The following is a 19,477-nucleotide window of genomic DNA, read 5'->3' as shown; positions in this document are numbered from 1 at the left end:
TAAAAATAAGAAATGAGGTTAAATTATGTTAAGAAAAGAAACAAGATCAATTCATGTTGGAAATTTAACTATAGGTGGTAATAATCAAGTTATTATCCAATCTATGACTAATACAAAAACAAGTGATGTTGATCGAACTGTTGAACAAATAAATCAATTACAACGTGCTGGATGTCAACTTGTAAGAATGGCTGTTTTAAATCAAGATGATGCAAAAGCTATTAAAGAAATAAAAAAAAGAGTATCTCTTCCTTTAGTTGCTGATATTCATTTTGATTATCGTTTAGCATTGATTGCTATTGAATCAGGTATTGATAAAATTCGCATTAATCCTGGTAATATTGGAAGTATTGAGAAAGTTAAAGCTGTTGTTGAAGCCTGTAAAGAGCATCATATACCTATTCGCATTGGAGTTAATAGTGGTTCTTTAGAAAAGGATATTTTAGCTAAATACGGTAAACCTACTGCACAAGGAATGATTGAAAGTGCTAAAAAACATATTGATATTCTAGAATCTTTAGACTTCTATGATTATTGTATTTCTTTAAAATCTTCAGACACTTTACTTACAATAGAAGCTTATACTCTTGCTAGTAAAACTTTTTCCTGTCCGCTTCATATTGGTGTAACAGAGGCGGGTACTCGTTTAGGAGGAACAGTTAAGTCATCATTAGGGATTGGAACTTTATTATATCAGGGTATTGGTAATACAATCCGCATTTCATTAAGTGATGACCCTATTGAAGAAATCAAAGTTGCTAAAATTTTACTTAAAGAATTAAATTTAATTGATCATGTTCCAACATTGGTATCATGTCCAACTTGTGGTCGTATTCAATATAATCTTATTCCCGTTGCAAAAGAAATTGAAGATTTTCTTAACACAATTCATAGTGACATTACAGTTGCTATTATGGGTTGTGCAGTTAACGGACCGGGTGAAGCAAAAAATGCTGATATTGGTATTGCCGGTGGTGTCAATGAAGGGCTATTAATCAAAAAAGGTGAAATTATAAGAAAAGTAAAGCAAGAAGATATGGTTAAAGTATTAAAAGAGGAAATACTTAAGATGGTAAAATAGTTCTATTTTACCATCTTTTTCATATTCTCTATTATAAGGAGATATGAAATGGAAAAATTAACGATATTTTTAGCAGAAATTAATTATCAAGAATTTAAAAATAAAGAAGAAATTAAAGAACTAAATATTGAAGAACGTCATCTAAAAATTATTTTTGATATATTAAAAAATAATTTATTTGCTACAACAGACAGTCATTATTATCCTGTTTTATTTAATACTATAAAAAATAAGACAAGTCCTAAGACCTGTCTTAAAATTAAAAAGTTATTTTTAAATGATTATTTTAATATATCTTCAAATGTCTGATTCTTTAACATGGCTATTTCTTCTTTATATGGTGGTTTTTTATCAATATAAGGTGTTTCTAAAATAATAGGAACATCTTTTAACTTTTCATGATGACAAATCATATTCAAAGTTTCAAAACCAATATAACCTTGCCCAATATTAGCATGTCGATCTTTTCTTGCATGACATATATTTTTTGAGTCATTAAGATGAACAACTAATAAACGATCTAAACCAATCACTTGATCAAATTTATCTAAAACATCATCAAAATGAGTTAAATCATATCCTGCATCATGAATATGGCATGTATCTAAGCAAACACCAAGTTTTTCAGGATAATCACAATGGGAAATAATGTATTGAATTTCTTCAAACGTTTTTCCTAATTCGCTCCCTTTACCCGCCATCGTTTCTAATGCTATCTTCCCTTGATAAGTTGTTTCTTTTAAAACTTCATTTAAACCTTTAACAATTTGATTTAAACCAACTTCTTCTCCAGCTTTTACATGACTTCCGGGATGTAAAACTAAAATAGAAGTCCCAATTTCTTGACATCTTTCTAATTCTTGTTTTAAAAAATCAACTGCTAATTGGAATGTTTCTTCCTTTACAGTATTAGCTAAATTAATAATATAAGGTGCATGAACAACAACATGATCAAGTGAAATATGATTTTCTTTCATTAATGCTTTTGCTTCATCTACTTTAAGTTCACTAACAGGTTTACGTCTTGTATTTTGTGGTGCACCTGTATAAAACATAAAAGTATTTGCACCATATGATAAAGCTTCTTTAACTGAACCAAGTAACATATCTTTACCTGACATAGATACATGACATCCAATAATCATTAATCTTCCTCCATAGCTCTTTTAGCAATTTGAGCTTGTCGTGCTCTTTCTTTTTTCTGACGTTTAATATCTTCTCGAATTAAAGCACGTTTTTGTTTTCTAACTAATTGTTCAACTTCACGTTTTCTTTTCTTTTTATACCCTGGCTTAACTTTTTTAGGTTTTCTAACAATCATTTGAACTTGTTTTTCTAATTCAGTAGGTTGCTTAATTCTTTTCTTACGTTTTTCACGTTCGCCTAAATCCACAAATTGTCCTTTTTTTAAGACAACATTTTTGAATTCTATACCTTTTCTTTCTAATACAGCAATGTTTTTTTCATCATTTGAATCATACATTGAATAACAAACACCTGTATAGCTACCTCTACCACACCTTCCTGAACGATGAATGTAAAAATCAGGTTCCATTGGTAATTCCATATTAATGACATGACTTACTCCATCAATATCAATCCCTCTGGCTGCAATATCTGTCGCTACAATATATTGATATTCCATATTTTGAATTCGTCGCATCATTTGTTTACGTTCACGTGGCTCTAAGTCACCATGAATTTCCCCCACTTTATAGCCATCTTCTCTTAAACGACGTGTAATTGTAGAAACTTCGCTTCTTCTGTTAGCAAAAATAATACAAATGTATGGATCAATTGTTGCCATGATATCTTTTAAAACACGATAACGTTCTTGATGTTTAGTTGCTAGTAAAATATGTTCAACATTTGCTGTTGTTACTAGTTGGCTATTAATTTCAACAGTTTCTGGATTTTTCATATATTTTTTTAAGAAAGGTCTTAAATTTTGAGGAATTGTTGCCGAAAAAACCATCATTTGTAAATCGTCTGCCATTTTACCGGCTACAGCATCAATGTCTTCTAAATATCCAAACTCTAAAGTCATATCCGCTTCATCAACAACAAATATTTTAGCTGTTGTAATTTTTAAAGCCTGTGCTTCTAAAGATAAATCCTTAATTCTTCCAGGAGTTCCAATAACTAAATGTGGTTGCGTTGTTAATTTTTGTACAGCTTTATTTCGATCACTTCCACCCACTATTAAAGATACTCTTAATTGAGGATTATATTTCATAAATAATTTAGCATTTTGATAAATTTGAGAAGCAAGTTCTCTTGTTGGTGCGGTAATAACTGCTTGAACACTATCATGTGCAGTATTGATATTATTCATTATTGGTAATAAAAAAGCATGTGTTTTTCCTGTCCCTGTTTGAGAAATACCAATAATATCTCTTTTTTTATTAATTAAAGGAATTACTTTTTCTTGAATTGGAGTTGGTTTATTAAAACCCAATTCATCTATAACTTGATAACAAAACTCTTTAAAATGAAATGATGTAAAATTATTCATATCTTTCCTCCTTTTAAGTCAAATCATTATAACATATTCATTATACTTTTCAATAATTATTCACTTTTCTCAATAAGTAATCTTTTTAAAGCACGTCCTGCTACTCCTAAAGGATGACTGCGATCTTCTACCAAACAAACATATCTTTTTGGTATTTTTTCTATAAGAGGAATTTCTACAACTTTGCCATGTTTGATTGCACTTTTTGCAATGCTTTTAGCTACAAAACCAATTCCTAATTCGTTTTCAATCATCGGAACAATTTGATCTGTTGATGCCGCTTCAATATCAACGTGAAATTGAGCGTGATTGCTAACAAATAAATCATGATAAAAAGCATAAGTCATCGTATCTTTAGATAAACAAATAAGGGGATGATCTTCCAAATCATATAAATGTCTTGGCTTGTCAGCAAGTGACATATATTTTTTCCCAGCAACTAATATTTCTTCGTAATCACATAATTGAGTTTGTCGTAATGGATATTCAACCGTAGCTGGCGTTGTAATAATTGAAAGTTGCGATTCACCATTTTTTAGCGATTGTAACGCCTGAGGTGTTGTATGAGAAGAAAGCTGTAAATGAATATGGGGATATCTCTTTCTAAATTCATTCATAATAGGTAAAAAGTAAACTCTTAAAGCTGTTTCACTTACACACAAATTAATTATTCCCTTTTCTAAACTTTTTGTATTGGCGAGTTCACGTTCTGCTGCCTGTAATTGTTGATATGCAATAGCTACATGATCATATAATTGTTTTCCCTCATTTGTAAGAATAATTCCCCTGTTTGATCTTATAAACAAAACACAACCTAATTGTGATTCTAAATTATTCATTGATCTCGTAATATTAGGTTGATTACTTGATAAAACTTGAGCTGCTCTTGAAAAACTTTTATATTTTGCTACATAATAAAAAATACGATAATAGTCATAACTAATTCCCACGATAATTCCTCCATAAGTTACCTCATTATATCACGTTTTTACATTTTTTTCATATTTTAATATGAGGAGGTAAGAATATGAATCCTTTCAATGATGAAAACTATTATTTTCAATCTCAACCTTATTCATATAATCCCTATTCATTACCTAATTATCAAACTATGCAAAACAAAATGAAACTAAAAAGAACAATTAATATTGCAATTAGATCAATTGCAACAATTAACCAAATTGTCCCCATTATCAATCAAGTTAAACCTTTAATTTATAATACTAAAAATGGAATTTTTATTATGAAAGCATTACGTCATATAGATGATTTAAATTTTGATGAGATTGTTGATTCAATTCACCCAATAGATACAAATAAAGATGATGTTGAAGAAGAAATATTTGAAAATATGCTATAATAAAAATGAGGTGATTGAATGAAAGTAATAGGAATTGTTCCTAGAGGATATTGTAAAGGTGTTGTTAGAGCTATTAATATTGCTAAAAAAAATACACCCAAAGATAAACCTGTTTATATTCTAGGAATGATTGTACATAATCAATATATTGTGCAAGCATTACAAGATAAAGGAATTCAAACAATTGATCAAAAAGGAAAAACACGTTTAGAATTATTAGATCAAATAGATGATGGGTGTGTTATTATTACAGCTCACGGAGCAAGTGATCAGGTTTTTATTAAAGCCAAAGAAAAAGGATTGGATGTTATTGATGCTTCATGTCTAGATGTAATTAAAACTCACGATTTAATTAAAAACAAATTAAATGAGGGGTATGATATTTTATATATTGGAAAAGATGGTCATCCTGAATCTGAAGGAGCCATATCTATTGATCCAAAACATATTCATCTCATAACAAAAAAAGATGATTTTTTTCAATTAGATCAGTCAAAAAAATACGTATTAACTAATCAAACAACGATGTCACTTTATGATGTCTATGATTTATGTGAATATGCAAAAAAGCACTTAAAACATGTCGAAATTGCTAAAGAAACATGTACTGCTACTAAAATCAGACAGGAAGCTATTCATAATATACAAGATGACGTAGATGTTGTCTTTATTGTAGGAGACCCTCGTTCAAATAACACAAAAAAACTAGCAAGTATTGCTAGTGAAAAACATGAAGTCTATATGATTGAAAGTGTTAAAGATATTCAAATTGATATGTTAAAACATAAACAAACCGCAGCTGTTTCATCCGGTGCTTCTACCCCAACATATCTCACTAATCAAGTGATTGAATATTTAAAACAATTCGATTACAATGATAAAAACACTTATCAAAAGCCAATAATTGATAAACAGCGTATATTAGACTAATGGCTGCCAGTTACTCTGGCAGCCATTTTGCATGACGATAATAAATCATTGTCATAATTGCACATGTGATCCATGTAAGAGGCCATCCCATAAAGACATAAAAGACTTCTGCTTTAAACTGAGTAATAATAGCCAAATAAATCTGTCTTAAAATAACAAAATTAAAAATCATAATATACATTGGTATAGAGGATTTTCCTGCCCCTCTCAGTACACCTGCGTAAACTTGGTTAATAGGAAGTAAAATATAAAATGGTACAAAGGCTAATTGCATGGTTCTACCTGCTTGGATAACATCTGCCTCACCATTGAATACAGCAATAATACTTTCACCAAAGAAGAATAAAACAAGCGAAATAGTTGCAATAACAGATGTAGCCATAATCATGGTTGTACGCGCTCCTTTTTTTACTCTATTATACTGTTTAGCACCTATATTTTGTCCTACAAAAGTTGTAATAGCCATATTGAAACTTTGAAGTGGTAGGTTGACAAAACCATCAATTCTAACACTTGCCGAATAACCAGCTACAACACTAGAACCAAAATCATTAACATAAGATTGAACAACAACATTAGATAAAGAAACAACACTTTGTTGAAGTCCAGTTGGTAATCCTATAAGAATAATCTTTTTTAATATTGGAAAATGAAAATGAATATCTTTAATTCTAATTCGATAACTTTGAGAAGTTGTAAATAGTATGTAACAGACCATGATACTACTTATTGCTTGAGCTACTAACGTTGCATAACCAGCACCACATACACCCATTTTAAATGTTTTAACAAAAAGAAAATCTAAAATAACATTTATAATAGAAGCTATAATCAAAAAATATAAAGGTCTTTTGGAATCACCAATAGCCCTCAATATTCCTGCACCCATATTATAAATCAAAGTAAAAGCAATCCCTCCAAAATAGATTGTTAAATACTGAGATGATTGATGAAAAACATCACTAGGAATACGAATAGCATGTAATAATGGATTTGTAGCAATAACACCAATAACAGTTAAAAAAATAGACATAACTATTGTTAAACAAGTTGCACTATGGACTGCTTTACTTAATTTTTCTTGATCATTTGCGCCATAATATTGTGCAATAACAACACCAGCACCTGTAGCTAATCCCATAAAAAAACCAATCAACATATTGATAACAGGAGAAGCTGCACCTACAGCAGCTAACGCTTGTTTTCCAACGTAATTCCCTACAACATAAGAATCCACTGTATTATAAAGTTGTTGAAATAAATTTCCAATTAATAAAGGAATTGAAAAATAAAAAATTGATTTTCCAACAGAGCCATGTATTAAATCCGTTATTTTTACTTTCATCTTTTTCCACCTCCATGTGCCTATTCTACTCTTAATAATAAAGAATTACAAATACTGAAAATCTATAGTTACAAAACAAAGGTTTGCTATAATACGATCAGGAGGTAACTATGAAAAAAAATATTATCTTTTTCGATGTTGATGGAACCTTAGTAGATGTAAGACCTTCCCAAGAATATGTTCCTGCATCAACAATCAAAGCAATACAAGAAACGCGTAAAAAAGGCAATTTATGCTTTTTATGTACCGGAAGAAGTTTACCAGAAATTTTTGATCACATTTTAGATATTAGATTTGATGGTATCATTGGCGCAGGTGGTGGTTTTGTTTTAATCGGTGATAAAATGCTATATCATAATAAAGTCAGTGATGCTGATGTAAAAAGAGTGGTTGATTTTTTTGAAGAAAATCATTATGACTATTATTTAGAAAGTAATGGTGGATTATTTGCTAGTAAACATCTTATCCCACGTCTTGAATATATTACTTATGGCGATTTAGAAAATGATGAAAATGCCAAAAAAATGAAAAAAGAAAAACCAAGCCATTTTATTAATTCATTAAAAGAAGGCTATTCAATGTATCGAAGTGATGTTAATAAAATATGTTTTCTTGAAAATCCAAATATTCCTTTTTCAACAATAAAAGAGAACTTCGATGATGCTTTTCAAGTCATTCATTGTACAGTACCTTCATTTGGAGAGGACAGTGGTGAACTATCTGTTGCTGGTGTTAACAAAGCAAGTGCAATTCAAGCAGTTATTAATCACTTAAAGATAGACATCAACAACACCTATGCTTTTGGTGATGGATTGAACGATATAGATATGTTACAATTTGTTCATCATGGTGTAGCTGTTGGCAATGCAAAGCAAGGATTAAAAGATATTGCTGATGAAATTTGCGAAGATATTGCTGATAATGGTATATATAATACAATGAAAAAACATTCACTTATTTAAAAAAGTATTGAAATAATTTCAATACTTTTTATTTATGTGCTTTTTTTATAATGATAACAATTCCCAATAACGCTATAACAGCAATAATACAATATAGAACTATTTGAGTTTGATCACCTGTATTGATTTGCGTTTTTTTATTTTGATTTGAATGAGTATCTGAAACAATTTGAATTTGTTTTTGTAACTCTTCATCTGATATAAAAACCCATTTACCAACAAATTGCAATGCATCATTTGACATAATTTTGCTATTATGATCCCATCCAATAAAACGCCATACTCCTTTATTTGTATCATCACGAATATCTTTGAATTTTCTATTTTGTAAATCGATACTTACTTGTTGTCCATAATAGTATTCTTTTTCATCTATAGGAACATATTCATATATGCTATTAGGAAGTGTCATGTTTGGTGTACCACTTTCAAATTTATATTCAACACGTTTTCCTATATTTAAATTGGTCTGGATTTTGCAGTTACTCGCTGTAGTATGCCTTTCTAAATAGAAAAATTGTAGATGACACTTTTCACCATTTTTTATACCCTGTTCTTTAGCAAAATCTTCAATGTTAACTATTGTATTGGCAGCTTTATGTGCTCCACCTAAATCAGCAACAAGATGACCATTTATAAAGACATAAACATCATCATCTCCTGTAAATTCAAAAAACTGTTTTGAACTTTGTTTATAAATGAATTCACCATCTACTTTCATACCAAAATGAAAATTGTGGTCAACTTGCCCATCACTATGTTTTTCACTATTTGATAGATAATCAAGTGGGAAAAAGCCACTCTCTAAAATACCATTTCCATCATTATAGAACTCACCATTTTTGTAGGTAATAGGCTTTGATGAATCAAATAGATACTCTTCTCTACCATTATTAACTGTCTTATTTAAAATCATTTTTGAATAAGTTGTATCTATTTTATTCAAATAAAAATGAGTATTGTAGAAATTTGTTAATCGTAAAAAAGCATAGTCCATACATGTTTTACAATCATCGATAACATTTAATTGATTATTGTTATATTTATTTAATGTTTCTTGATATTGTCCTAATGGAAGAACTTGTCCCATTGGAGTGACTGATAGTGCAGCCATTCTTGGAGATACACCTTGACCATTAATTCTTACTTTAATATTACCTTGTCCCGAAGGAATATCTAATAAAAATGTTTGCCATCCTCCGTTTTTATCTACTTCTTTACTTACTAATAGATGATTATTTTCATCTAATATATCAATTGATAAACTACCATTGTTACTTTGTTCATCTAACCAATAATTAAATTTTATATATTGATTCGTTGGTATATCAGTATCAAAACAGATAGCAGAATCATTTAAACAAATAATACCATCACCCTTTTGTTGCCAATAATTTTTACCATCTACTATTTTTCCATTCTCTTTAGATGCTTGATTATATAATTGAGATTTCCATCCTTTATCAATGAAATTACTTGTTGAAGATGATTCGATATTACCTAAATAATTTTCTGTAAATGTGTTATCATCTCTAATTAAGTACACATTAGAAAATTTAAGGACATCCTTTGTTTGACCAACTCGATAAATATCTATCGTAATAGTATCTGTTGAAGATTTAAATACTGTATCAATAGGATTATTATCAAGTAAAACCTTACCATTTTTATCTAATACACGGTATTTCAATTCATTACTTGCGCCTGCTTTTTCTGTTATCCAATAATGAAATTTATATTCCGTATTAGGAACTACGTTAATTTCCTTAATCAAATGATCATTGACACCATAATTAAGAACACCATCCGTTTCCTGTTGCCATACGACTCCATTACCAGAATGTAAATATTCTCCATCACCAGATCCATCTATATTTTCAAGTTTCCAATTTTTATAAAATGGTTTTGTATCACTACCAGAAAGACTAGTATGTACAGAACCACTCGCATTCGAATAATTGGAAAATTTTTTAAAAATATCATATTTATTTAAATTTTGATCATCTTTTAAATTTATAAGATTCTCATGAATTGTGCTTGCTGCACTTTCAATGGCACTTCTTTTATAAACAGGATTTCCATCTTTACCTAGCGTCTTTTCAACTAAACCTTTTGTAACATCTTCATTATTTGAAGTTCCTAACCCAAATGTATCCATCCCATTATAAAGTGCATACTCGTAAAACAGTCCATCTGCATCATAATCGAAAAACTGTACTGGCAATGACATACTATCATTAGCCCTTACTTGTAATTGAAAAAGTGGTACTATCATCGTCATTACCACAACACAAATTATAAACTTCTTAAACATAACCTTTCCTCCAAATAAAAAACCATAGAAAACCGACTTACAATAAATGCAACTCAGCCAGCTTCTCTATGGTTCAGCTCTGTAGCTTTGCGTCACTATTTTTCAATAGTTTTGCCAATATTTACCTACATGTATTATAAAATATATACAATAATATATCAAACAAAAAAATAGAAACTAATTAGCAGTCTCTATTTATATTTAAAATAATCTAAACTATGATGAACATCTACTTCAAGAGGTAATTCTTTTAGTAATTTAGCCAATTCTTCTTCAAAAATAACCTCTAAATGATGGTTTGCATCAATCAAAAATATATCATGATCAATAGCATACTTAGCGTGGCGATACTTACTATCACCAGTAATAAAACAATCAACCTCTCCAGCAAGGACTTCTAAATCATCTGCTGCACTTCCGCCACATATAGCAATACTTTGAATCATTTTATCTTCATTATTTGAACATCTTACATATGATAAATGATATACATCTTTAATATAGTCTACAAAATCTTTCGCCTTCATAGGTTCTTTTAAAATTGCCTTTTTACCAATTTCATGACGATCATAACATTGTACATTTTCAACTGGTAATTGATTAATTAGCCAATCATTCATCGAAATATGATTTTTTCCTCGATCTAGACAAGTATGCAAACTATAAACAACAATATTATTTTTTATTGCATTTTCTATAAATTTTCCTTGATGATTTTCCAAGTCTATATTAACTAATTCTTCTAGTAAAAATGGATGGTGAGTAATGAGCATTTGACATTGTTCATCAATACAGTGTTGTAATGTTTCATTATCTGCGTTTAGGGCAATATATACCTTGTTCACTTCTGTTTGTTTATTTCCTATTTGTAATCCGCATCTATCAAAATCCATTTGTAAGGATAAAGGAAAGTAGCCTTCTAAATATTCCATTATCTTATTTGCTTTCATTTAAAACTTCCTCTATCATTTCTATTTTATGATTTAACTCTTTCGTTCTAGGATGATTGTTTGGTAAATCTTTAACAATATTTTTATAAGTACAATACTGATTGTTCCATTTTTCTTTAAATAACGATGTTTGTTCTCTTCTTAAAATTGGACCAAATTCTTCATCTAACTCATTATAATAAATATCTTTTCTTTGTAGTTTTCGTACAACCATAACTTCATAAGTATGATGTCCATCTTTAATTAATTTTTCATCAATCATACCAAAATTATGACTAAACAAATACTTTCTTAAATAATCAGCATTCGCATTGGGCTGTAAAAATAAAACATTGACTTGATTAAGATAATCAAGATGTTGATTTAAAATATCAACAATAAGATAAGATCCCATTCCTGCAATACTTATCATATCTACTTTTTTATCAAGAATAGGCTCTAATCCATTTCCTAACAGTGCAGTAACTTGCGTTTGCATACCACATTGTTTAATAGTTGAAAGTGATGATTCATAGGGTCCTTGTGCTACATCACATGCGTAACTATGACTTACTATATTATTTTCAACCAAATAACATGGTAAATAAGCATGATCGGTCCCTATATCAGCAATCTTACTTCCTTGTTTATATTGACTAATCATATCAGCTATAAGCTGTAATCTTTTAGATAATTTCATCATTAACGATCTAAGAAATCTTTTAATCTTTTAGAACGAGATGGGTGTTTTAATTTGCGTAACGCTTTAGCTTCAATTTGACGAATACGTTCACGAGTAACATTAAATTCTTTACCTACTTCTTCTAATGTACGTGTGCGTCCATCATCTAATCCAAATCTTAAGCGTAAAACTTTTTCTTCACGATCAGTCAATTCTAATAATACTTCATTTAACTCATCTTTCAATAATTCATTAGCCGCATAATCATCAGGCGACATAGCGCCTTCATCTTCAATGAAATCTCCTAAATGAGAATCATCTTCTTCCCCAATAGGTGTTTCTAATGATACAGGTTCTAAAGATATTTTTTGAATTTCACGTACTTTTTCAGGTGTTAAACCATCCATTTTTTCTGCAATTTCTTCTGCTGTAGGCTCACGTCCTAACTCCTGAATTAATTGTCTTTGGATACGAGTTAATTTATTAATTGTTTCAACCATATGTACTGGAATACGAATTGTACGAGCTTGGTCTGCAATTGCACGCGTAATTGCCTGTCTAATCCACCAAGTTGCATATGTTGAAAATTTAAACCCTTTAGTATAATCAAATTTTTCAACAGCTTTAATCAATCCCATATTTCCTTCTTGAATTAAATCCAAAAATAACATTCCACGTCCAACATATCTTTTTGCAATCGATACAACTAATCTTAAGTTAGCTGCAGCAAGTTCTTTTTTTGCTTCTTCATCACCATCTAAAATACGTTTAGCAAGATCAATTTCTTGATCATGTGAAAGTAATTCTACACGTCCGATTTCTTTTAAATACATTTTAACTGGATCATTAATTTTGACATTACTTCCAAGTTGTGTATGTTCGCTTTCTTTATCTTCATCAGCAACTTGATACATATGAAGCGTATCTCCAGTCATCATATCAAAATCACCATCAAAATCTAAATCAGGCTCATCATCTTTGATATCATCAACAGCTAAGTCATCATCAGTAATATCTGGAACATCTGACAGTAATGTTGAATCATCAACATCTAAAGCATCTAATCCATCATCAGATATTTGAATATTTTGATTTCCTATAAACTCTATAAGTTGCTCAGCCATTTCATCACTTAAATCATATGTAGATAAATACTCATCAATTTGTTCTTGAGTTAAAACATTGCTATTCTTTTTTGCTTCTGATAAAACAATTTTTTCTAAATCATCAAATGATACTGCTTGTACTTTTTTCTTTGCCATATACTACTCCTTTTCTGTTAAAGCTATAATTTCAGCCAAAATTTGTGCTTTTTGTTTAGGATCATAAGTCTCCACTAATGATCTTGTTAATTCTTCTTTTCTTTCTATCTTTGCTCTTTCTTTAATCATTAATATATAATCTTCAATTGCCTGATTATTACTTTCTCTAGGTAAATTTAAAGAAGCAATATCAATAATAGTTTGCACAATTTGATCATCATCAATACTACTGATTAAGTCAGCAATTTGCATAAATTGATGTTGCCGATAATAATCAATAATGTAAGAAGCAATAATTCGATTAATATGATCAAACATAAATCCTGCCTTTGCTTCATACATTGCTGCATATTTTTTATCCAACATCATATAATACAATAAATCCCGTTCTGCTTTTTGGTACTTATCTACCATTTTTTGAGTTTGCTTATAAGAAATATGTTGTATTTCTTGATGTTGCGGTATTTCTTCATGATGCTGTTGATTTAGTAAATTATAAATTATCTCTTTAGAAAATCCAGATTTATTTTCTAATTGACCCACATAATAATCACGATCAACAAAATCATCAATTCTAGCGATAATTTCAACCATTGTCTGCAAATACTTTCTTCTATCTTCATAATTATCTTTATTCATATCTTCATAAAAATAATTCATTTTAAAAGAAACTGCAGACAATGGATTTTTCAATAAATGAATAAATTCTTCTTTTCCTTTATCTTTAATATATTCATCTGGATCTTTATTATCAGGAATAGCAACTACCGATACTTGAAAACCAGCAGGAATAAGTTCGTCAATGCATTTCATCATTGCACTTTTTCCAGCACGATCACCATCCAAACATAATATGATATTTTTTGTATAACGTCTTAAAAGATGAAGATGTCCTTTTGTAAGTGCCGTTCCCATAATAGCCACAGCATTTTTAATACCTATTTTATACAACGCTATGACATCCATAAATCCTTCTAAAACAATAATTGCATTTTCTTCACGAACCGCTTCTTTTACACGATGATAATTATATAAAGTTTCACCTTTAATAAATATTTTAGATTCAGGTGAATTCATATATTTAGATTCGTGATTATTTTGTTTATATATACGCCCACTAAATCCAACAATTCTCCCATCACTATTATGGAGAGGAAACATAATTCGATCATGATAACGATCATAACCTTGATTTGATTCAATCACTAAGCCTGAAGCAAAAGCCTGCATTTTGTTATAACCTAATTTTTCAAAAGCATTTAATAAGATATTTTTATCAGGTGCATAACCAATTTCAAAATAATCAATAATATCTTGTGTCATCTGTCGATCATTTAAATAATCATTTGCGCCAATAGCTAACTTAGTATTTAAATAATGACGATAAATTTTATTTGCTTCTTCATGCATTAAATAAAACGGCTCTTTTTCTTTGTCAACCTGTACTTTTTTTTCAGGAAAATCAAATTCATGAATATCAACATGTCCCATTTCAGCGACCATTTTCACTGCTTCAATATATGATATTTTCAAATAATCCTTTAAGAAAGTAAAAACATTACCTCCGTGATGACAAACAAAACATTTATAAATTTGTTTTTCAGGAGAAATCGACATTGAAGGATGTGTATCATTATGAAAAGGACATACTGCCATATAATTACGTCCTTTTCTTTCTAATGGTAAATAATTTCCAATCACATCAACAATATCTACGCTACTTCTAATTTCATTGATCTTTTCAGGTGTGAGTCTTGGCATGATTGCCTCCTTTTTTAAAATGCAATCTTATCGCTGATATAATCTACTAATTGATCTATTGGTAAACGGATTTGTTCCATTGTATCACGATCACGTACTGTTACAGCTTGATCATCATAACTATCAAAGTCAACAGTAACACAATATGGTGTACCAATGGCATCTTGTCTACGATAACGTTTCCCAATTTGTCCAGACACATCATATTCAACTGAAAAATGTTTAGCTAACATTGCATAAACTTCTTCAGCCTTATCACTTTGTTTTTTAGTAAGTGGTAAAACAGCAACTTTATATGGTGCAACTGCTGGGTGTAATTTCATAACTTGTCTTGTTTCACCATTTTCTAATGTTTCTTCTTGATAACTATCACAGAAAACAGACAAGAATAAACGATCTGCCCCGACAGAAGGTTCAATGACATAAGGAATATACTTTTCATTTGTTTGAGGATCAAGATATTCTAAAGATTTCTTTGAGTATTCCATATGACGAGATAAATCGTAATCTGTACGATCGGCAATACCCCATAATTCTCCCCATCCAAATGGGAATTTATATTCAACATCACATGTTGCTTTTGAGTAGAATGATAATTCTTCTTTTTCGTGGTCTCTAAAACGAAGATTTTCTTTATTTAACCCTAAATCATATAAGAATTTTTGACAATAGTCTTTCCAATATGCAAACCATTCTAAATCTGTATCAGGTTTACAGAAGAATTCAATTTCCATTTGTTCAAATTCTCTTGTTCTAAAAATAAAGTTACCTGGAGTAATTTCATTTCTAAATGATTTCCCAATTTGACCAATTCCAAAAGGAATTTTTTTACGTGATGTTCTTTGAATATTTTTAAAATTGACAAAAATACCTTGTGCAGTTTCTGGACGTAAATAAACAACAGATTTATCATCTTCTACTACACCCATATGTGTTTCAAACATTAATTTGAACTGTCTAACATCAGTAAAATTGCTTTTCCCACATTGTGGACAAACAATATGATGTTCTTTAATATAGTCCATTGTTTGTTTATTTGTCCAACCTTCACTATGTACATCTGGATCATATGCTTCGATTAATTTATCAGCACGATGACGTGTTTTACATTCTTTACAATCAATCAATGGATCAGAGAAGCCATCAACATGTCCACTCGCTTTCCATACCTTTGGATTCATAAAGATTGCTGAATCTAAACCAACATTATATGGTGATTCTTGAATAAATCTTTTCCACCATAATTGTTTAATATTATTTTTCATTTCTACTCCTAATGGTCCAAAATCCCATGTATTAGCAAGACCGTCATAGATTTCAGATCCTTGGTAAACAAAACCAGTTGATTTTGCATGATTAACAATTTTATCCATATCTTTATTTGCCATATTTATCTCCTTCTATCCCTATATATCGAAGAAGGACTTGGCCCTCCAAGTCCTATCTTTTTATATATACGTTTTTATGTACAATAAAAATACCCTTATAGTAGGTCTTTGTCAACCAATTATAAGGGTACTATTTATATGTATGTGTGCTGATTTAGCCATTGTAAAACATCATGATAAACTTCTTTCCTATTTACTTCATGTAAGATATCTTGATAGTCACTTTCGTAAAGATGATACGTTAAATCTTTTATATGTTTTTGTTTTAAATGTTTATATAACCATAGTGGTCCTTTACCTTTTTTACCAAATGCATCTTTTTTACCAGAAATAATAAATATTGATAAATATGTTGGTATTTTATCTATTTCTTCAATTTCATTGACACCCTTTAAATATTTTAGAATATCTAAATAGGCCTGATTAGTATAAATAAAATCTGTCATCGGATCATCAATATACTTTTTTAATTGTGTTTGATCTTGTGTTTTATAGTTTCTTTTTGAAAATCCTTTTATCCAAAAATCATGTACAAACCGTCTCATCGTTCTAGAATGATGCATATTTCCTTTAAATAAAATATCTAACTCAATTAATAACTTAGCTAAGAACAAGCCATGTCTAGGACCTGCCGTTCCAATTAAAATAGCTCCTTGAATAAAATCTCCATAACTTGCCATATATTTTCTTAGAACCAACGATCCAAATTGATTACCAATCATAAAATAGGGTAATTCTGGATAACGACTCGAAATGATATTTCTTAATCTTTGCATATCTTCAACTAAAGTTTCAATTGAATCACCATAACCGAAATAACCCTGTTCAAAATTATTCAAAGATGTTCCATGACCTGGAAAATCACTCACTACCACAATATAACCATCATTAGAAATAAATTCAGCAAATTTTTGATACCAGTCTGAATATTCTCCCATGCCATGATGTATTTGAACAATCCCCTTATATCTTAATATAACATTAGGAACATAAAGATCAAATTTAACATGGGTTGCTGAAGAGGAAGTATAAGTTTCTGTTGTTTTCATTTAACATGACCTCTTTTCTTTGAAAAACGATCAGGTTTTCTATTTTGATAACGATTTTTACTTTTGGGGCGAATTAAACATTTCTTTGAATAACCTATTAAATCCGTTCGGTGTGCCTTACACAAAGCTTCATACACTAAATCATAATTTTTAGGGTTTCGATATTGAATCAACGCTCTTTGCATTGCTTTTTCTTTTGGGGTTTTTGGTACGTATACAGGTGTCATATCACGAGGGTCTAATTCTGTATAGTACATTGTTGTAGACAAAGTTCCTGGAGTTGGGTAAAAATCTTGAACTTGCTCAGGTTGATGATGGATATCTCTTAAATATTCTGCTAACTCAATAGCATCCTCTAATCGACAACCTGGATGTGAAGACATTAAATAAGGAACCAAAAATTGATTTTTTCCATATTCTTTATTCAACGCATAATATTTATCAACAAATTTTTCATATAAGCCTCTACGAGGTTTACCCATTTTATCTAAAACATGATCACTAATATGTTCTGGCGCAACTTTTAATTGACCGGATATATGATTTTGAACTAAATCTCTAAAAAAACTATCATTTTTATCATACATCAAATAATCATAGCGAATTCCTGAACGTACAAATACTTTCTTTACGTTTGGTAAAGTTGATAAATCACTAAGTAATTTTTGATAATCTAAATGATCTACTTGTAAATTTTGACAAGCTTTAGGCCATAAACACTGTTTAGTTGGACAAGCGCCATGTTTCATTTGTTTTTTACAAGCAGGTGCTCTAAAGTTAGCTGTAGGACCCCCTACATCATGAATATAGCCTTTAAAATCTGGATCCCATACCATTTTGTTAGCCTCAGATATGATTGATTCATGACTACGTGTTTGGACAATTCTTCCTTGGTGAAATGCTAGAGCACAAAAATTACAAGAACCAAAGCATCCCCTATTTGAAATCAAAGAAAACTTAACTTCATCAATAGCGGGAACATGCTGATAGCTAGGATGATAAGTACGATTATAATCATACGAATATGCTCGATCGAATTCACGTTGTGTTAAAGGACGATTAGGTCTATTTTGAACAACATACCATCCTTGGTATGGTTCAACCAATGTTTTAGCATTAAAATGATCCGTGTTTAAATACTGAACATGAAATGACTCAGCATATTTTTTCTTTGACACACATATTTCTTCATAACTAGGAAGCATAATATAGTCATGAGCATCTTCAATATTTTTAGTTTTAAAAACAGTACCATCTAGATATGTTAAATATTTAATTTCTAAACCACTATCTAACGCTTCTGCAACCTCAACAATACTATTTTCACCCATTCCATATAAAAGTAAATCTGCATTAGCATCAATAATAATAGATTTTCTTACTTTGTCACTCCAATAGTCATAATGAGCTAAACGACGAAGACTTGCCTCAATTCCACCAATAATTATATTAGCGTCATGAAAGGCTTGATGTGCCATTTGACTATAAACAATAACAGCCCTATCCGGTCTTTTAAACCCTTCACCACCGGGAGTATATAAATCTTTATGTCTTCTCTTTTTTGATACTGTATAATGATTTACCATTGAATCAATATTCCCAGAAGAAATCAAAAAACCTAACCTTGGCTTGCCAAATTGTTTAAATTCATCAATATTGTGCCAGTCAGGTTGTGCCAAAAAACACACCTTAAAACCATGAGCTTCTAAAGTACGACAAATAATAGCTGCACCAAACGATGGGTGATCAACATAAGCATCACCACAAATGTAAACAAAATCAGCTTCTTGCCAACCTCTTTCTTCCATTTCTTGACGATTCATTGGTAAAAATTGCGACATAAAAAAATCCCCTTCCTATTTACCCTCTATTATAGTCAAAAAATGTATACAAAAAAAG

The 19,477-nt window shown here is 30.1% G+C and carries 17 protein-coding genes and 1 riboswitch; of the genes, 5 read left to right on the top strand and 12 right to left on the bottom strand.

From position 1 onward, the window contains the following. Window positions 1–25 precede the first annotated feature (25 nt). Window positions 26–1,081: a flavodoxin-dependent (E)-4-hydroxy-3-methylbut-2-enyl-diphosphate synthase gene (gene ispG, locus DWZ53_RS04480; protein WP_118432406.1), complete on the top strand. Its 1,056-nt coding sequence runs from the start codon at window positions 26–28 to the stop codon at window positions 1,079–1,081. 48 nt (window positions 1,082–1,129) lie between these two features. Next, window positions 1,130–1,390 carry a hypothetical protein gene (locus DWZ53_RS04475; RefSeq protein WP_118432404.1) on the top strand — a complete coding sequence of 87 codons (261 nt, stop codon included), beginning with the start codon at window positions 1,130–1,132 and terminating at the stop codon, window positions 1,388–1,390. Here the strand turns inward: DWZ53_RS04475 and DWZ53_RS04470 are convergent. The 3 genes from DWZ53_RS04470 to DWZ53_RS04460 are packed head-to-tail and all read right to left on the bottom strand — an operon-like array spanning window position 1,363 to window position 4,546. Continuing rightward, window positions 1,363–2,226 carry a deoxyribonuclease IV gene (locus tag DWZ53_RS04470; protein WP_118432402.1) on the bottom strand — a complete coding sequence of 288 codons (864 nt, stop codon included), beginning with the start codon at window positions 2,224–2,226 and terminating at the stop codon, window positions 1,363–1,365. The two genes, DWZ53_RS04475 and DWZ53_RS04470, sit on opposite strands and share 28 nt — an antisense overlap. Next, window positions 2,226–3,596 carry a DEAD/DEAH box helicase gene (locus tag DWZ53_RS04465; RefSeq protein WP_118432400.1) on the bottom strand — a complete coding sequence of 457 codons (1,371 nt, stop codon included), beginning with the start codon at window positions 3,594–3,596 and terminating at the stop codon, window positions 2,226–2,228. Before DWZ53_RS04465 ends, DWZ53_RS04470 begins: the two co-directional genes overlap by 1 nt. Window positions 3,597–3,652: 56 nt before the next feature. Further along, on the bottom strand, window positions 3,653–4,546 hold the full coding sequence (locus tag DWZ53_RS04460; RefSeq protein ID WP_118432398.1) for a LysR family transcriptional regulator: 894 nt from the start codon (window positions 4,544–4,546) through the stop codon (window positions 3,653–3,655). A gap of 77 nt (window positions 4,547–4,623) precedes the next feature. Here DWZ53_RS04460 and DWZ53_RS04455 point away from each other — a divergent pair, with 77 nt between their 5' ends. Together DWZ53_RS04455 and DWZ53_RS04450 are read left to right on the top strand one after the other, a co-directional pair. Continuing rightward, window positions 4,624–4,956 carry a hypothetical protein gene (locus DWZ53_RS04455; RefSeq protein WP_118432396.1) on the top strand — a complete coding sequence of 111 codons (333 nt, stop codon included), beginning with the start codon at window positions 4,624–4,626 and terminating at the stop codon, window positions 4,954–4,956. Between the two features lie 18 nt (window positions 4,957–4,974). Beyond that, window positions 4,975–5,886, top strand: a complete 912-nt coding sequence (locus DWZ53_RS04450; protein ID WP_118432394.1) for a 4-hydroxy-3-methylbut-2-enyl diphosphate reductase — start codon at window positions 4,975–4,977, stop codon at window positions 5,884–5,886. A gap of 10 nt (window positions 5,887–5,896) precedes the next feature. On the opposite strand, the gene DWZ53_RS04445 is transcribed toward DWZ53_RS04450, so the two are convergent. Next, a complete protein-coding gene (locus tag DWZ53_RS04445; protein ID WP_118432392.1) occupies window positions 5,897–7,231 on the bottom strand; it encodes an MATE family efflux transporter in 1,335 nt (444 codons plus the stop codon). A 110-nt stretch (window positions 7,232–7,341) separates the two neighbouring features. Between DWZ53_RS04445 and DWZ53_RS04440 the strand changes: the two genes are divergently transcribed. Next, complete coding sequence (locus tag DWZ53_RS04440; protein ID WP_118432390.1) at window positions 7,342–8,193, top strand: Cof-type HAD-IIB family hydrolase; 852 nt, start codon at window positions 7,342–7,344, stop codon at window positions 8,191–8,193. A gap of 28 nt (window positions 8,194–8,221) precedes the next feature. Here the strand turns inward: DWZ53_RS04440 and DWZ53_RS04435 are convergent, their stop codons facing one another. From DWZ53_RS04435 to DWZ53_RS04400, 8 genes are all read right to left on the bottom strand, one after another. Further along, window positions 8,222–10,507, bottom strand: coding sequence for a fibro-slime domain-containing protein (locus tag DWZ53_RS04435; RefSeq protein ID WP_118432388.1), 2,286 nt, complete (start codon window positions 10,505–10,507; stop codon window positions 8,222–8,224). 44 nt (window positions 10,508–10,551) lie between these two features. After that, a riboswitch (cyclic di-GMP riboswitch) is annotated at window positions 10,552–10,633 on the bottom strand. A 65-nt stretch (window positions 10,634–10,698) separates the two neighbouring features. Beyond that, a complete protein-coding gene (locus tag DWZ53_RS04430; RefSeq protein WP_118432386.1) occupies window positions 10,699–11,457 on the bottom strand; it encodes a Nif3-like dinuclear metal center hexameric protein in 759 nt (252 codons plus the stop codon). After that, the gene (locus tag DWZ53_RS04425; protein ID WP_118432384.1) at window positions 11,444–12,136 is read right to left on the bottom strand and encodes a class I SAM-dependent methyltransferase; all 693 of its coding nucleotides are present in this window, start codon (window positions 12,134–12,136) and stop codon (window positions 11,444–11,446) included. The genes DWZ53_RS04430 and DWZ53_RS04425 overlap by 14 nt, the downstream gene beginning before the upstream one ends. Window positions 12,137–12,138: 2 nt before the next feature. Further along, a complete protein-coding gene (gene rpoD, locus DWZ53_RS04420; RefSeq protein ID WP_118432382.1) occupies window positions 12,139–13,380 on the bottom strand; it encodes an RNA polymerase sigma factor RpoD in 1,242 nt (413 codons plus the stop codon). Between the two features lie 3 nt (window positions 13,381–13,383). Then, window positions 13,384–15,141 carry a DNA primase gene (dnaG, locus tag DWZ53_RS04415; RefSeq protein WP_118432380.1) on the bottom strand — a complete coding sequence of 586 codons (1,758 nt, stop codon included), beginning with the start codon at window positions 15,139–15,141 and terminating at the stop codon, window positions 13,384–13,386. 14 nt (window positions 15,142–15,155) lie between these two features. Further along, on the bottom strand, window positions 15,156–16,529 hold the full coding sequence (locus DWZ53_RS04410; protein WP_118432378.1) for a glycine--tRNA ligase: 1,374 nt from the start codon (window positions 16,527–16,529) through the stop codon (window positions 15,156–15,158). Between the two features lie 134 nt (window positions 16,530–16,663). Beyond that, the gene (locus DWZ53_RS04405; protein ID WP_118432376.1) at window positions 16,664–17,578 is read right to left on the bottom strand and encodes an alpha/beta fold hydrolase; all 915 of its coding nucleotides are present in this window, start codon (window positions 17,576–17,578) and stop codon (window positions 16,664–16,666) included. After that, window positions 17,575–19,419: a YgiQ family radical SAM protein gene (locus tag DWZ53_RS04400; protein ID WP_118432374.1), complete on the bottom strand. Its 1,845-nt coding sequence runs from the start codon at window positions 19,417–19,419 to the stop codon at window positions 17,575–17,577. Before DWZ53_RS04400 ends, DWZ53_RS04405 begins: the two co-directional genes overlap by 4 nt. Window positions 19,420–19,477 lie beyond the last annotated feature (58 nt).

It is taken from the genome of Coprobacillus sp. AF33-1AC, assembly GCF_003475785.1.
Taxonomy (GTDB): domain Bacteria; phylum Bacillota_I; class Bacilli_A; order Erysipelotrichales; family Coprobacillaceae; genus Faecalibacillus.
This window is presented reverse-complemented; position numbering and strand designations above follow the sequence as displayed.